General features: G+C 74.9%; 16 protein-coding genes. 13 read left to right on the top strand and 3 right to left on the bottom strand.

What is annotated here, in order from left to right:
- Positions 1–58: 58 nt before the first annotated feature.
- Together IE106_RS25035 and IE106_RS25030 are read right to left on the bottom strand one after the other, a co-directional pair.
- Positions 59–1,051, bottom strand: a complete 993-nt coding sequence (locus IE106_RS25035) for a hypothetical protein (RefSeq protein ID WP_189537460.1) — start codon at positions 1,049–1,051, stop codon at positions 59–61.
- 178 nt (positions 1,052–1,229) lie between these two features.
- Entirely contained in the window at positions 1,230–2,873 is a 1,644-nt protein-coding gene (locus IE106_RS25030) for an oxidoreductase (protein WP_189537459.1), read from the bottom strand.
- Positions 2,874–3,032: 159 nt separating this feature from the next.
- Here IE106_RS25030 and hisD point away from each other — a divergent pair, with 159 nt between their 5' ends.
- The 8 genes from hisD (at position 3,033) to hisF (ending at position 8,885) form a co-directional block, all read left to right on the top strand.
- Complete coding sequence (gene hisD, locus IE106_RS25025; protein WP_189537458.1) at positions 3,033–4,355, top strand: histidinol dehydrogenase; 1,323 nt, start codon at positions 3,033–3,035, stop codon at positions 4,353–4,355.
- Positions 4,352–5,464 carry a histidinol-phosphate transaminase gene (locus tag IE106_RS25020; protein ID WP_229840743.1) on the top strand — a complete coding sequence of 371 codons (1,113 nt, stop codon included), beginning with the start codon at positions 4,352–4,354 and terminating at the stop codon, positions 5,462–5,464. The genes hisD and IE106_RS25020 overlap by 4 nt, the downstream gene beginning before the upstream one ends.
- Entirely contained in the window at positions 5,461–6,054 is a 594-nt protein-coding gene (gene hisB / locus IE106_RS25015; protein ID WP_058941846.1) for an imidazoleglycerol-phosphate dehydratase HisB, read from the top strand. The genes IE106_RS25020 and hisB overlap by 4 nt, the downstream gene beginning before the upstream one ends.
- A gap of 70 nt (positions 6,055–6,124) precedes the next feature.
- Positions 6,125–6,292 carry a CG2302 family histidine operon protein gene (locus IE106_RS25010; RefSeq protein WP_189537456.1) on the top strand — a complete coding sequence of 56 codons (168 nt, stop codon included), beginning with the start codon at positions 6,125–6,127 and terminating at the stop codon, positions 6,290–6,292.
- A 5-nt stretch (positions 6,293–6,297) separates the two neighbouring features.
- Complete coding sequence (hisH, locus tag IE106_RS25005; RefSeq protein WP_189537455.1) at positions 6,298–6,945, top strand: imidazole glycerol phosphate synthase subunit HisH; 648 nt, start codon at positions 6,298–6,300, stop codon at positions 6,943–6,945.
- 43 nt (positions 6,946–6,988) lie between these two features.
- Positions 6,989–7,714 carry a bifunctional 1-(5-phosphoribosyl)-5-((5-phosphoribosylamino)methylideneamino)imidazole-4-carboxamide isomerase/phosphoribosylanthranilate isomerase PriA gene (gene priA, locus IE106_RS25000; protein WP_189537454.1) on the top strand — a complete coding sequence of 242 codons (726 nt, stop codon included), beginning with the start codon at positions 6,989–6,991 and terminating at the stop codon, positions 7,712–7,714.
- Positions 7,711–8,118, top strand: a complete 408-nt coding sequence (locus IE106_RS24995) for a RidA family protein (RefSeq protein ID WP_189537453.1) — start codon at positions 7,711–7,713, stop codon at positions 8,116–8,118. The genes priA and IE106_RS24995 overlap by 4 nt, the downstream gene beginning before the upstream one ends.
- A complete protein-coding gene (gene hisF, locus IE106_RS24990) occupies positions 8,115–8,885 on the top strand; it encodes an imidazole glycerol phosphate synthase subunit HisF (protein WP_189537452.1) in 771 nt (256 codons plus the stop codon). The genes IE106_RS24995 and hisF overlap by 4 nt, the downstream gene beginning before the upstream one ends.
- Before the next feature lie 193 nt (positions 8,886–9,078).
- Here hisF and IE106_RS24985 read toward each other — a convergent pair whose 3' ends face one another.
- Positions 9,079–9,711, bottom strand: a complete 633-nt coding sequence (locus IE106_RS24985) for a TIGR03085 family metal-binding protein (protein WP_189537451.1) — start codon at positions 9,709–9,711, stop codon at positions 9,079–9,081.
- An 83-nt stretch (positions 9,712–9,794) separates the two neighbouring features.
- Here IE106_RS24985 and hisI point away from each other — a divergent pair, with 83 nt between their 5' ends.
- The 5 genes from hisI to IE106_RS24960 all read left to right on the top strand — a co-directional run bounded on the left by hisI (position 9,795) and on the right by IE106_RS24960 (position 13,295).
- On the top strand, positions 9,795–10,145 hold the full coding sequence (hisI, locus tag IE106_RS24980; RefSeq protein ID WP_189537450.1) for a phosphoribosyl-AMP cyclohydrolase: 351 nt from the start codon (positions 9,795–9,797) through the stop codon (positions 10,143–10,145).
- An 11-nt stretch (positions 10,146–10,156) separates the two neighbouring features.
- The gene (locus IE106_RS24975) at positions 10,157–11,659 is read left to right on the top strand and encodes an anthranilate synthase component I (RefSeq protein WP_189537449.1); all 1,503 of its coding nucleotides are present in this window, start codon (positions 10,157–10,159) and stop codon (positions 11,657–11,659) included.
- Positions 11,659–12,318 (top strand): TIGR02234 family membrane protein, encoded by a 660-nt coding sequence (locus IE106_RS24970; protein ID WP_189537448.1) that lies wholly within the window; start codon positions 11,659–11,661, stop codon positions 12,316–12,318. Before IE106_RS24975 ends, IE106_RS24970 begins: the two co-directional genes overlap by 1 nt.
- A gap of 127 nt (positions 12,319–12,445) precedes the next feature.
- Positions 12,446–12,697: an HGxxPAAW family protein gene (locus IE106_RS24965; protein WP_189537447.1), complete on the top strand. Its 252-nt coding sequence runs from the start codon at positions 12,446–12,448 to the stop codon at positions 12,695–12,697.
- 91 nt (positions 12,698–12,788) lie between these two features.
- Entirely contained in the window at positions 12,789–13,295 is a 507-nt protein-coding gene (locus IE106_RS24960; RefSeq protein ID WP_189537446.1) for a DUF2752 domain-containing protein, read from the top strand.
- Positions 13,296–13,317: the final 22 nt, after the last annotated feature.

Here is a 13,317-nt window from a genome sequence, read left to right as displayed (position 1 = left end):
CGCACACCGGGACCGGCCGCCACCCGCGCGGACGCCGCGCGGCGGCTCCGGCGCGCGCTCAGCGGCCCCGGCGCACGCTCGCGCGCCGGGTCATGTCGCGCGCCTCCAGGAACCGCCCCAGCGGGTCCCCGCCCTCGCCCGCCGTGGCCGACCAGGGATACGACGTGGCCCGCGCCCCGATGAGCCGGAACTGCTCCAGCGCCGCCGACCACCGCTGCCGCGCCATCAGCACGTACGCCAGCACGTTGCGCACCTCGGCCGGCCACGGGTCGCCCACCGGGTAGCGCGCCGACAGCTCGGCCGCCAGGTCCGCCGCCGCGTCCACCCGCGCCCCCGGCACCCCGTTCCCGTCGCCGCCCACCAGCTGCGCGTACGCGGCCCGCAGCGGCAGCGCCCGCACCAGCGAGCCCGGCAGGGAGTCGAACGCGGCGGCCTCCGCGAAGTCGAAGCACGCCCGGTGCGAGCCGTACCAGCGGGCCGACAGGTACTCCAGCGCCGACACGTGGCAGCCGTGGTGGTGCGGGGAGCGGCGCACCGCCTGCTCCCACAGCGCCTCGAACAGCGCGTCCGGCGCCCTGCTGCCGCGCGCGTGGTCCAGCGCGATCCGCCACGGCACCGGGTCGCGGGGCGCCGCCTCGGCCGCCGCGTGGACCATCGGCTCGACCTCCCGCAGCCGTTCGGCGCGGGCGGGCGACGCCCAGGCCCGGTCCACGGCCAGCTGCGCCGCGACGAGCAGCGCGTCCGGGTCGCCGGGGGCCTGCGCCCGCCACGCCGTCAGCCAGTCCCCCCGGGCGTGGGCGAAGGCGGCGAGGCGCACGGCGTACCGGTCGCGGTACTCCCACTCGGCGGCGTGCCGGGTGGCGGCCAGCAGCCGGGCGGCCGGAATGTGATCCCCGAGCGCGGCGGCGACCAGCGCCGGACCGAGCCTGTCGTCCGGTGCGTCCAACAGCACGGAGCCGTCCGGCGGCAGCCCGTCGCGGGGCGGCCGGCCGGGCCGGGCCGTGCGCGCGTTGCCCATCAGGGCGCGGAGCAGAGACATCGTGCGGACCATTGAAAACCGCAGGTGGGAGCCGCGCCAGAGGGAGGCTGTGAAGCTTTGGTGGCGGCGGGAAGGTTGTCCTGCCGAACGTCAAGAGGCGGTAAAGAAAGCGGTGACACGGGCACGGGCGGGGACGTGCCGCACCGGCCGCCGCCCCCCGGCCCGCGCCCGCCCCGGGTCCGCCGCCCGGTCAGCTGCGCCGCAGCAGCCGCGACGCGCCCGCCGCCACCGCCGTGGCCAGAATCCACCCCACCAGGATCAGCCCCGTCGACAGCCACTGCCACGGCCCCGACAGCCGCCAGTACCCCTCCTGGCCGAGGTTGATCACCGGGAGCAGCAGGTCCAGCGTGTAGAGGACCGCGTCCCACTGCGGGAACTCGTCCCGCTTGATCGGCACCGGCTCGTAGAAGGAGAAGGCCAGCGCCCCCGCCGCCCACAGCACCGCCATCCACACCGCCGCCCGGCCCGGCCGGTAGCCGTACGCCACCGTCCAGTCCTGGAGGTAGCCCCACATCTTCGCGGCGAGCGGCAGCGTCTCCCGGCGCCGCCGCTGCTTGGCCAGCAGCACCTCCCGCGCGTCGGCGTCCTCGCCGCAGCCGCGCAGCACCGTCGCCAGCCGCTCGTACGGCTCCGGCGCGTACTCCGGCGTCGCCGCCGCCACCCACTCCAGCCGCCGGGTCAGCGGGAAGTGCCCGTACGGCACCAGGTTCTCGTACACGAACCCGCTGATCGCGAGACCGCCCGGACCCGGCCAGCTGGCCGCCTGGTCGACGAGCGTCACCACCTTCGCGCCGTTCAGCACGACGCGGCCCTCCTCCGGCCGCTCGCAGTTGAACCGCAGCTCCGGAGTGACGATCCTGCGCAGCGACAGCTCCTCCTTGCGCGCCGACGCCAGCACGAACCGCGCCTGGTGCAGGTCGACCGCATCCCCGAACCGCCCGTCGTCCAGCCGCACCCCGCCCCGGCACTCGAAGGGCCGCATCCGCGTCCCCCGCATCGGCGTGTTGACGTCGCCCAGCCCGTACGGCGGCGCCCCGCCCAGGTGATCGCCCTCGCCGCCCACCGACTCGCTCACCCACGCGCCCGTCAGGTACAGCGTGCGCTCCACGCTCAGCTGCGGCGCGTTCAGCGCGCGCCGCCCCTCCGCGCCCCGCAGCCGGCTGCCGCGCAGGCTCAGCGACACCCCGACCTTCGCGCCGCGCATGCTGAACTCGCCGTACGTCTCGACGAGTTCGGCCTGGAGGTCCTGCGCCACCGACATGCCGTCCGCGACGATCGCCCGGCCGCGCCGGTCCGGCTGCACGTGGATCTGGCTGATCAGCAGGTCCGTGCCGATCTGCGCGTCGGTGAGCCGCACCCCGCGCGCCACCCGGCAGCGCGGCAGGTGCAGGTCGCCCTCCGTGTGCAGCCGGGCCGCCTCCAGGCGGGGTATCGCGCAGCCGACCAGCCGGAGCGTGGTGAACCGGGACTCCGGCAGCACCACCTCGTCGTCGAAGACGCACGCCTGCAGCTCCACGTACGGCGCGACCGTGCCGCCCGCGAGGTCCAGCCGCCCCGTGATCCGCGCCCCGCGCATCTTCAGCGCCGAGACGCGCCCCGCCAGCGCCGGCGGGCCGGACAGCAGCAGCCGGGCCACCACCCGCGCCCGGACGCACCGCTCCTGCGGCCACGTGCGCGGCGCGAACGGGTCGTCCAGCATCGGGTGGCCCGACCGCAGGTCGTACCACGCGCCGATCCGGAACGCCTGCCACAGCCCCAGCTCGGCCGGGCTGAGGTCGCCGGGAATGTCGTCGTCGCGACCGTCACCGTCGCGGTCGTCGTGCGGCTCGGTCAAGGCCGCCCCCCTCACTTCCCCTGGTCGTACGGCTGTTCTTCCCTCTGAGTGACGGACTGAACGCCAACGGTCAGGTGTGACGACCGAAGGACGGTGTGGCGCGTATCAGCCAGTGATACGGACGGCCGGGGCCGCGAACCCGTCTGCGAGAATTGACCTGTGATCTCACGAATCGATCTGCGAGGCGACGCCCTGCCGACCGGCGGCGCCCTGCGCGACCTGCTGCCCCGTGCCGAGTTCGACGTGGAAGCCGCCCTGGAGAAGGTGCGGCCCATCTGCGAGGCCGTGCATCATCGGGGCGACGCGGCGCTGATCGACTACGCCGAGCGGTTCGACGGCGTCACCCTCGACCAGGTGCGGGTTCCGGCCGCCGCGCTGGCCCGCGCCCTGGAGGAGCTGGACCCGGCCGTCCGCGCCGGCCTGGAGGAGTCCATCCGCCGCGCCCGGACCGTCCACCGCGCGCAGCGCCGCACCGCGCACACCACCCAGGTCGTGCCCGGCGGCACGGTCACCGAGAAGTGGGTCCCCGTCGGGCGCGTCGGCCTGTACGCGCCGGGCGGCCGCTCCGTCTACCCCTCGTCCGTGATCATGAACGCCGTGCCGGCGCAGGAGGCGGGCGTCGAGTCGGTCGCCCTCGCCTCCCCGCCGCAGAAGGAGTTCGGCGGCCTGCCGCACCCCACGATCCTCGCCGCGTGCGCCCTCCTCGGCGTCGACGAGGTGTACGCGGTGGGCGGCGCCCAGGCCGTCGCCATGTTCGCGTACGGCACGGAGTCCTGCGCCCCCGCCGACATGGTCACCGGCCCCGGCAACATCTGGGTCGCCGCCGCCAAGCGGTACTTCACCGGCCGCATCGGCATCGACACGGAGGCCGGCCCCACCGAGATCGCCGTCCTCGCCGACGCCACCGCCGACCCGGTCCACGTCGCCGCCGACCTGATCAGCCAGGCCGAGCACGACCCGCTCGCCGCCGCCGTCCTCGTCACCGACTCCGCCGAGCTGGCCGACGCCGTCGAGCACGAGCTGGAGCCGCAGATCGCCGCGACCAAGCACGTCGACGACCGCATCCTGCCCGCCCTGCGCGGCAGGCAGTCCGCGATCGTCCTCGTCGACGGGATCGACGAGGGCCTGCGCGTCGTCGACGCGTACGGCGCCGAGCACCTGGAGATCCAGACCGCCGACGCCGCCGCCGTCGCCCAGCGCGTCCGCAACGCCGGCGCGATCTTCGTCGGCCCCTGGTCGCCGGTCTCCCTCGGGGACTACTGCGCCGGCTCCAACCACGTCCTGCCCACCGGCGGCTGCGCCTGCCACTCCTCGGGCCTGTCCGTCCAGTCCTTCCTGCGCGGCATCCACATCGTGGACTACACGCGCGAGGCGCTCGCCGAGGTCACCCACCACGTGGTCACCCTCGCCGAGGCGGAGGACCTGCCGGCGCACGGCGCGGCCGTGAAGGCCCGCTTCGGATGGAAGGTGCCGCAGCAGTGACCGACGTGCGCATCGACGACCTGCCCATCCGCGACGAGCTGCGCGGCAAGACGCCCTACGGCGCCCCCCAGCTCGACGTCCCCGTCCGCCTCAACACCAACGAGAACCCCTACCCCCTGCCCGAGCCGCTCGTCGAGCGCATCGCGGAGCGGGTCCGGGAGGCCGCCCGGCACCTCAACCGCTACCCCGACCGCGACGCGGTCGAGCTGCGCACCCAGCTGGCCCGCTACCTCACCCGCACCACCGGGTACGAGGTCGGCACGGGCCAGGTCTGGGCGGCCAACGGCTCCAACGAGGTCCTCCAGCAGCTCCTGCAGACCTTCGGCGGCCCCGGCAGGACCGCGCTGGGCTTCGAGCCCTCGTACTCCATGCACGGCCTGATCTCCCGCGGCACCGGCACCGGCTGGATCTCCGGCCCCCGCCGCGACGACTTCGGCCTCGACGTGGCGGCCGCCACGGCGGCCATCGCCGAGCACCGCCCCGACGTGGTGTTCGTCACCTCCCCCAACAACCCCACCGGCACCGCCGTCGACGCCGACACGGTGCTGGCCCTCCACGACGCCGCCCAGGCCGCCAAGCCGTCCCTGGTCGTCGTCGACGAGGCGTACGTCGAGTTCAGCCACCGCCCGTCGCTGCTGCCGCTCATCGAGGGCCGCCCGCACCTGGTGGTCTCCCGCACGATGTCGAAGGCGTTCGGCGCCGCCGGGCTCCGCCTCGGCTACCTCGCCGCCCACCCGGCCGTCGTCGACGCCGTCCAGCTGGTCCGCCTGCCGTACCACCTGTCCGCCGTCACCCAGGCCACCGCGCTCGCCGCGCTCGAACACACCGATACGCTGCTGGGGTACGTCGAACACCTCAAGACCGAACGGGACCGGCTCGTCGCCGAGCTGCGCGCCGCGGGCTACGAGGTCACCGACTCCGACGCCAACTTCGTCCAGTTCGGACGCTTCGAGGACGCCCGCGCCGTGTGGCGGAGGATCCTCGACCACGGCGTCCTGGTCCGCGACAACGGCGTACCGGGCTGGCTGCGGGTCACGGCCGGCACCCCGCAAGAGAACGACGCGTTCCTGGATGCGGTTCGCGCACTGAGGAAGGAGCAGAGCTCATGAGCCGCGTAGGACGGGTCGAGCGCACCACCAAGGAGACGTCCGTCGTCGTCGAGATCGACCTCGACGGCACCGGGAAGGTCGACGTCGCCACCGGCGTCGGCTTCTACGACCACATGCTCGACCAGCTCGGCCGCCACGGGCTGTTCGACCTCACGGTCAAGACCGACGGCGACCTGCACATCGACTCCCACCACACGATCGAGGACACCGCCCTCGCCCTCGGCGCCGCCTTCAAGCAGGCCCTCGGGGACAAGGTCGGCATCTACCGCTTCGGCAACTGCACGGTCCCGCTGGACGAGTCCCTCGCCCAGGTCACCGTCGACCTCTCCGGCCGCCCGTACCTCGTGCACACCGAGCCCGAGAACATGGCGCCGATGATCGGCTCGTACGACACGACGATGACCCGGCACATCCTGGAGTCGTTCGTCGCCCAGGCCCAGATCGCGCTGCACGTCCACGTCCCGTACGGGCGCAACGCCCACCACATCGTGGAGTGCCAGTTCAAGGCCCTCGCCCGCGCCCTGCGGTACGCCTCCGAGCGCGACCCGCGCGCCGCCGGCATCCTGCCGTCGACGAAGGGCGCCCTGTGAGCGGCGCACGCGCGGCCGCGGCTCCGGCCGCCCCGCGCCGCGCGGGCGGAGCGGCGGACGGGGGCCCGCGGTGACCGGCCTGTCGACCGTCCTGATCGTCGTCGGCCTGTTCCTGGCCGGCGGCGTCTACTCCTTCACCCGGCAGAAGATGCCCAAGGGCGTCGTCGTCCTGCTCGCCGTCGCCTCCGGCATGTGCCTCCTCGCCGGCGTCCTGAGGATCCAGGGAATCTGGGAATGACCCGAATGAACAGCAGCACCGCGAAGAAAGTCGTCGTCTTCGACTACGGGTTCGGCAACGTCCGCTCCGCCGAGCGCGCCCTCGCGCGCGTGGGCGCCGACGTCGAGATCACCCGCGACTACGACCGGGCCATGAACGCCGACGGGCTCCTCGTCCCCGGGGTCGGCGCCTTCTCCGCCTGCATGGCCGGGCTGAAGGAGGCCCGCGGGGACTGGATCGTCGGCCGCAGGCTCTCCGGCGGCCGGCCCGTCATGGGCATCTGCGTCGGCATGCAGATCCTGTTCGCGCGCGGCGTCGAGCACGGCGTCGAGACCGAGGGCCTCGACGAGTGGCCCGGGACGGTCGGCCCGCTCAAGGCGCCCGTCATCCCGCACATGGGCTGGAACACCGTCGAGGCGCCCGCCGACAGCGAGCTGTTCGCCGGGGTCGACCCCGACGAGCGGTTCTACTTCGTGCACTCGTACGCCGTGACCGACTGGACCCTGGAGACCGTCAACCCCGCCCTGCGCCCCCCCAGGGTCACCTGGTCCGCGCACGGCGAACGGTTCGTCGCCGCCGTGGAGAACGGCGCCCTGTGGGCGACCCAGTTCCACCCGGAGAAGTCCGGCGACGCCGGGGCCCAGCTGCTCTCCAACTGGCTCAAGACCTTCTGACCCGCCCTTTCCGCACCCGCTCTTAGAGGCTAGGACCGCTGAGATGACCAAGCTCGAACTCCTCCCCGCCGTCGACGTCCGGGACGGTCAGGCCGTACGGCTCGTCCACGGCGAGTCCGGCACGGAGACGTCCTACGGCTCCCCGCTGGAGGCGGCCCTGGCCTGGCAGCGCGCGGGCGCCGAGTGGCTCCACCTCGTCGACCTCGACGCCGCCTTCGGCACCGGCGACAACCGCGACCTGATCGCCGAGGTCACCCGGGCCATGGACATCAAGGTCGAGCTGTCCGGCGGCATCCGCGACGACGCCACCCTCGCCGCCGCCCTCGCCACCGGCTGCACCCGCGTCAACCTCGGCACCGCCGCCCTGGAGACCCCCGAGTGGGTCGCCAAGGTCATCGCCGAGCACGGCGACAGGATCGCCGTCGGCCTCGACGTGCGCGGCACCACCCTGCGCGGCCGCGGCTGGACCCGCGACGGCGGGGACCTGTACGAGACCCTGGCGCGCCTCGACTCCGAGGGCTGCGCCCGGTACGTCGTCACCGACATCGCCAAGGACGGCACCCTCCAGGGGCCCAACCTGGGGCTGCTGCGCGACGTCTGCGCCGCCACCGACCGGCCCGTCGTCGCCTCCGGCGGCGTCTCCTCCCTCGACGACCTGCGCGCCATCGCCGAGCTGGTCCCGCTGGGCGTCGAGGGCGCCATCGTCGGCAAGGCCCTGTACGCGAAGGCCTTCACCCTCGAGGAAGCGCTCGCGGCGGTGTCCGCATGACCGAGTCCGTGCGCAGGGTCGCCACCGGCGCGCCCTGGGAGGAGCAGTTCGGCTACTCCCGCGCGGTGGAGCTGCCCCACGGCCTGGTCCTGGTCTCCGGCTGCACGTCCGTCGTCGACGGCGCCGTCGAGGACGGGGGCCCGTACGAGCAGACCCTCAACGCCTTCGAGGTGGCGTTCGACGCGCTGCGGCAGCTGGGCCTCGGCCCGGCGGACGTGGTCCGCACCCGCATGTACCTCACCCACGCACGGGACGTGGAGGAGGTCGGCCGCGCCCACAAGGAGCTGTTCGGCGCGGTCCGCCCCGCCGCGTCGATGCTCATCGTCTCCGGCCTCGTCGACCCCCGGCTCGTCGTCGAGGTCGAGGTCGAGGCGTACCGCACGAACGGAGGAGCCGCGTCATGAGCCTCGCGGTCCGAGTCATCCCCTGCCTGGACGTGGACAACGGCCGCGTCGTCAAGGGCGTCAACTTCCGCAACCTGCGCGACGCGGGCGACCCCGTGGAGATGGCGAAGCTGTACGACGCCGAGGGCGCCGACGAGCTGACGTTCCTCGACATCACCGCGTCGTCCGGCAACCGGGAGACCACCTACGACGTGGTGCGGCGCACCGCCGAGCAGGTGTTCATCCCGCTCACCGTGGGCGGCGGCGTGCGCGCCGCCGACGACGTGGACCGGCTGCTGCGCGCCGGCGCGGACAAGGTCGGCGTCAACACCGCCGCGATCGCCCGGCCCGAGCTGATTCGGGAGGTCTCCGAGCGGTTCGGCAGCCAGGTGCTCGTGCTGTCCGTGGACGCCCGGCGCTGCCCGGAGGGCACCAGCACGCCGTCCGGGTTCGAGGTCACCACGCACGGCGGGCGCCGGGGGACCGGCATCGACGCCGTGGAGTGGGCCCACCGGGCCGCGGAGCTGGGCGCCGGGGAGATCCTGCTGAACTCCATGGACGCGGACGGCACCAAGGACGGCTACGACACCGCGATGATCACGGCGGTCCGCGAGCACGTCACCGTGCCGGTGATCGCGTCCGGCGGCGCCGGCGCGCTCGGCCACTTCCCGCCCGCGATCGAGGCCGGCGCGGACGCCGTCCTGGCGGCGTCCGTGTTCCACTTCGGCGACCTGCGGATCGGCGAGGTGAAGGCCACCCTCCGGGAGGCCGGCCACCCCGTCCGCTGAGGTCCGCCCTCCCGGCCCGTCCCGCCCCGGCGGGGCACCGGGAGGGCGCCCGCGCTCCCGGCTCCGGCAGCGGCCCCACGTCCCGGCCCGGCGCGCCGGGCGAACAGCGCCCGCCCGGGTCGACGCGGAGAGGGCGTGCGCCTCCTCCTCGCCGTCCGCGTACCCGCCGGCCGCCGCGGCCCCGAGCGCGGTCTCAGACCCCCAGCCGCGCCTCGAGGACGCGGGCGACCGCCTCCTTGTCCCCGTCCAGCTCCACCCGGGCGGCGCCCTGCCGCCCGTACAGGAACAGCGTCAGCTCGCCCGGTTCGCCGGTCACCGTGACCACCGGCACGCCGCGGCGCGCGACGGCCGTCCGGCCGTCCGGGCGGCGCACGACGAGCCCCACCGGGCAGCGCCGCCCGACCAGGCGGGCCGCCTTCTCCAGCCGGGCCCACAGCGCGTTCGCGAACACCGGGTCGACCTCGCGCGGCGTCCAGTCCGCCTGCGCCCGCCGCACGTCCTCGGCGTGGACGTAGAACTCCACGGTGTTGGCGCCCTCGTCGACCTGCTTGATCGAGAACGGGGACATCCGCGGCGGGCCCGTCCGGACCAGCCGGACCAGCTCCTCGTACGGCTTCGCGGCGAACTCCGCCTGCACCCGCTCCAGCCGGCTTCGCAGGGGTCCCAGCAGGACGCCCGCCGCCGCGTCCGGGCGGCGCTCGCGCACCACCACGTGGGCGGCCAGGTCGCGGGTGGTCCAGCCGTCGCAGAGGGTCGGGGCGTCGGGGCCCGCCGCCTCCAACAGGTCGGCCAGGAGCAGTCGTTCACGCTTGGCATGGGTGGACATGACCGCCAGCGTACGGGGGCGCGCCCCGGTCCGCCCAGTGGACACGGCCCGGAGCGCCCCGCGCCGCGCGGCACAATGGCGGCATGACGAGCAACCTTGACCCGGCCATCGCCGCCCGTCTCAAGCGCAGCCCCGACGGGCTGGTCCCGGCCATCGCCCAGCAGTACGACACCGGCGAGGTGCTGATGCTCGGCTGGATGGACGACGAGGCCCTGCACCGCACCCTCACCACCGGCCGCTGCACCTACTGGTCGCGCAGCCGCCGGGAGTACTGGGTCAAGGGCGACACGTCCGGCCACGTCCAGCACGTCAGGTCCGTCGCCCTCGACTGCGACGCCGACACGATCCTCGTCAAGGTCGACCAGGTGGGCGCCGCCTGCCACACCGGCGCCAGGACGTGCTTCGACGCCGACGTGCTCCCGCTGGGCGAGTAGGGTCGGGCGGCATGGACCTCGAGACCTTCCGCAAGCTGGCGGGCGACCGCCGAGTGATCCCCGTCAGCCGCCGCCTCCTCGCGGACGGCGACACCCCGGTCGGCCTCTACCGCAAGCTGGCCGCGGAACGCCCCGGAACGTTCCTCCTGGAGTCCGCCGAGAACGGCCGCTCCTGGTCCCGGTACTCCTTCGTCGGCGTCCGCAGCGCCGCCACCCTGACCGTGCGCGACGGGCAGGCGCACTGGCTGGGCACCCCGCCCGTCGGCGTCCCCGTGGACGGCGACCCGCTGGCGGCGCTGCGCGCCACCGTGGAGGCCCTGCACACCCCGCGCGACCTCGCCTCCGGGATGCCGCCCTTCACCGGCGGCATGGTCGGCTACCTCGGCTACGACGTCGTGCGGCGCCTGGAGCGCATCGGCGACCACGGCGCGGACGAGCTGGGCCTGCCCGAGCTGACCATGCTGCTCACCTCCGACCTGGCCGTCCTCGACCACTGGGACGGCACGGTCCTGCTGATCGCCAACGCGATCAACCACAACGACCTCGACACCGGCGTCGACGAGGCCTACGCGGACGCCGTCGCCCGGCTCGACGCCATGCAGGCCGACCTCACCCGGCCCGCCGACTCCGGGCCCGCGGTCCTGCCGCCGTCCGAGCTGCCCGAGTACACCACCCGCTGGGGCGGCGAGGCGTACCAGGAGGCCGTCGAGGACATCAAGGAGCGCATCCGCGCCGGCGAGGCCTTCCAGGTCGTCCCGTCGCAGCGCTTCCGGACGCCCTGCACGGCGAGCGCCCTGGACGTCTACCGGGTCCTGCGCGCCACCAACCCCTCCCCGTACATGTACCTCCTGCGCCTCGACGGGTTCGACGTCGTCGGCTCCAGCCCGGAGGCACTGGTCAAGGTCGAGGCCGGGCACGCGATGGTCCACCCGATCGCCGGCACCCGGCCGCGCGGCGCCACCCCGCAGGAGGACCAGGCCCTCGCCGACGAGCTGATCGCCGACCCCAAGGAGCGCGCCGAGCACCTCATGCTCGTCGACCTCGGCCGCAACGACCTGGGCCGGGTCTGCGAGCCCGGTTCCGTCGAGGTCGTCGACTTCATGTCGATCGAGCGCTACTCCCACGTCATGCACATCGTCTCCACGGTGACCGGCCGCGTCGCGGAGGGCCGCACCGCCTTCGACGTGCTGACCGCCTGCTTCCCCGCCGGGACGCTCTCCGGGGCGCCCAAGCCGCGCGCCATGCAGATCATCGAGGAGCTGGAGCCCAGCCGCCGCGGCCTGTACGGCGGCGCCGTCGGCTACCTGGACTTCGCGGGCGACTCGGACACGGCCATCGCCATCCGCACGGCCCTGCTGCGCGACGGCACGGCGTACGTCCAGGCGGGCGCCGGGGTGGTCGCGGACTCCGACCCGGTCGCCGAGGACACCGAGTGCCGCAACAAGGCCGCCGCGGTGCTCCGCGCCGTCCACACGGCCAACCGGATGAACCGCGTCCGAGCGCATGGGGGATAGTGGGGTGCGTGAGTGCCGCATCCGTACCCCAGCCCCGTGCCACCGGCCAGGGCGAGGCGGTGACCGCAGGAAGCGGCCGCCGCAGCCTCGCCGTGGCCCTGCTCCTCGGCGCCCTCGGCTCCGCCGTCGTGCTGCTCGCCTCCGGCCGCACCTGGACCGAGGGGCGCGCCACCGGCGTCGGCGGCAGCGTCGCCCTGGAGGCCGCCGGGGGTGACGTCACCGGCGTGCCCACGGCCCTGGCCGTCGTCGGGCTCGCCGCCCTCGTCGCCGTCCTCGCCGCGCGCGGCGCGGGGCGCCGCGTCGTCGCGCTGCTCCTCGCGCTGAGCGGCGCCGGAGCGGCCGCGGCCGCCCTCCTCGGCGCGAACGACAGCGCCGCCCTCGACGAGCGGGCCGCCCGCGCCACCGGCGACACCGCCGCGCGGGCCGCCGACCTGACCCAGACGGCCTGGCCGTACGTGACGGCCGCCGCCGCCCTGCTGATCCTCGCCGCCGGGCTGATCGCCCTGCGCTACGGCCGGACCTGGCCCGCCATGTCCGGCCGGTACGAGCGCGACGGCGCCCCCCGCGCGCGCACCGCCCGGCGCACCGACGACCCCGACCGGCCCGAGGACCTGTGGAAGGCCCTGGACCGGGGCGAGGACCCCACGGACGGCGCCTGACCGGGGCCTTCCGACGCGCGCGGCGCACCCCCGGATCACCCGGCACGCGTGCGTGCGGAAGAATGGACCCGAGCGTCCGCACTCGGCGGGGCCTCACCACAGAGCAACACTCAGCGAGGAGCAACTCATGGCGGGCAGCGCCCACGGACACACCCCGGCCGCCTGGACCGGTGTCACCATCTCCTTCATCGGCTTCTGCATCGCCGGCGTCTTCATGGTGGCGGCCAACCCGCTCGGCTTCTGGGCCGGAATCGCCGTCGTCCTGCTCGGCGGTGTCGTCGGTGCCGCGATGAAGGCCGCCGGACTCGGCCAGCCCAAGGAGTCGCGGGAGCAGGCCGAGGCGCGCAGCACCGCCGGCCACGCGCAGGCCGCCTCCTGACCCCCGCACACCCCTGACCCCCGGTCGGGCACGAGGCGCGGTCCGGCCCTGCCGGGCTGCGCCTTTCCGTACGGGCGGCGACAATCGGCGGGTGGACGCCACGACACCGCAGCCCCCGCCCCCCGGACCCGGCCCGCACCCCGCCGGCCCGCCCCCCGACCCGGCCCGCGCCCCCTACGCGCCGTCGCCCCCGCCCCCGGTCCCGCCGCACCGGCGGCTCCTGGCGCCGCTGGGCACCCTGGCGGGCGTCGCGGCGGCCTTCGCGTACGTCGGCGCCGTCGACCCCAACGAGCCCGGCCACTACCCCGCCTGCCCCCTGCTGCGGTACACGGGCCTGTACTGCCCCGGCTGCGGCGGGCTGCGCAGCGCCCACGCCTTCGTCCACGGGGACCTCGCGACCGCCCTCGGCGCCAACGCCATGGCCGTCGCCGGATACGTGGCCTTCGCCGTGTTCATGGTCGTCTGGCTGGCCAGGGCGGTCCGCGGCCTCCCGGTGCGGCTCGATCCGGGGCCGCGGCTCCTCTGGCTGCTCGGTGGGACCTGGGCGGTCTTCACCGTCGTGCGGAACCTGCCCTTCGGCTCCGCGCTCGCCCCGTGAAGGCCCAGGTCACCGCCGAGAC

This window comes from Streptomyces roseolilacinus, assembly GCF_014649335.1.
Lineage (GTDB): Bacteria > Actinomycetota > Actinomycetes > Streptomycetales > Streptomycetaceae > Streptomyces > Streptomyces roseolilacinus.
This window is presented reverse-complemented; position numbering and strand designations above follow the sequence as displayed.

Bases quoted from the DNA above. Each gene is read 5' to 3' on its own strand.
- IE106_RS25035 (WP_189537460.1), bottom strand. From the start codon at position 1,051: ATGGTCCGCACGATGTCTCTGCTCCGCGCCCTGATGGGCAACGCGCGC.
- hisB (WP_058941846.1), top strand. From the start codon at position 5,461: ATGAGCCGCGTAGGACGGGTCGAGCGCACCACCAAGGAGACGTCCGTC.
- hisH (WP_189537455.1), top strand. From the start codon at position 6,298: ATGAACAGCAGCACCGCGAAGAAAGTCGTCGTCTTCGACTACGGGTTC.
- priA (WP_189537454.1), top strand. From the start codon at position 6,989: ATGACCAAGCTCGAACTCCTCCCCGCCGTCGACGTCCGGGACGGTCAG.
- IE106_RS24995 (WP_189537453.1), top strand. From the start codon at position 7,711: ATGACCGAGTCCGTGCGCAGGGTCGCCACCGGCGCGCCCTGGGAGGAG.
- hisF (WP_189537452.1), top strand. From the start codon at position 8,115: ATGAGCCTCGCGGTCCGAGTCATCCCCTGCCTGGACGTGGACAACGGC.
- IE106_RS24985 (WP_189537451.1), bottom strand. From the start codon at position 9,711: ATGTCCACCCATGCCAAGCGTGAACGACTGCTCCTGGCCGACCTGTTG.
- hisI (WP_189537450.1), top strand. From the start codon at position 9,795: ATGACGAGCAACCTTGACCCGGCCATCGCCGCCCGTCTCAAGCGCAGC.
- IE106_RS24975 (WP_189537449.1), top strand. From the start codon at position 10,157: ATGGACCTCGAGACCTTCCGCAAGCTGGCGGGCGACCGCCGAGTGATC.
- IE106_RS24965 (WP_189537447.1), top strand. From the start codon at position 12,446: ATGGCGGGCAGCGCCCACGGACACACCCCGGCCGCCTGGACCGGTGTC.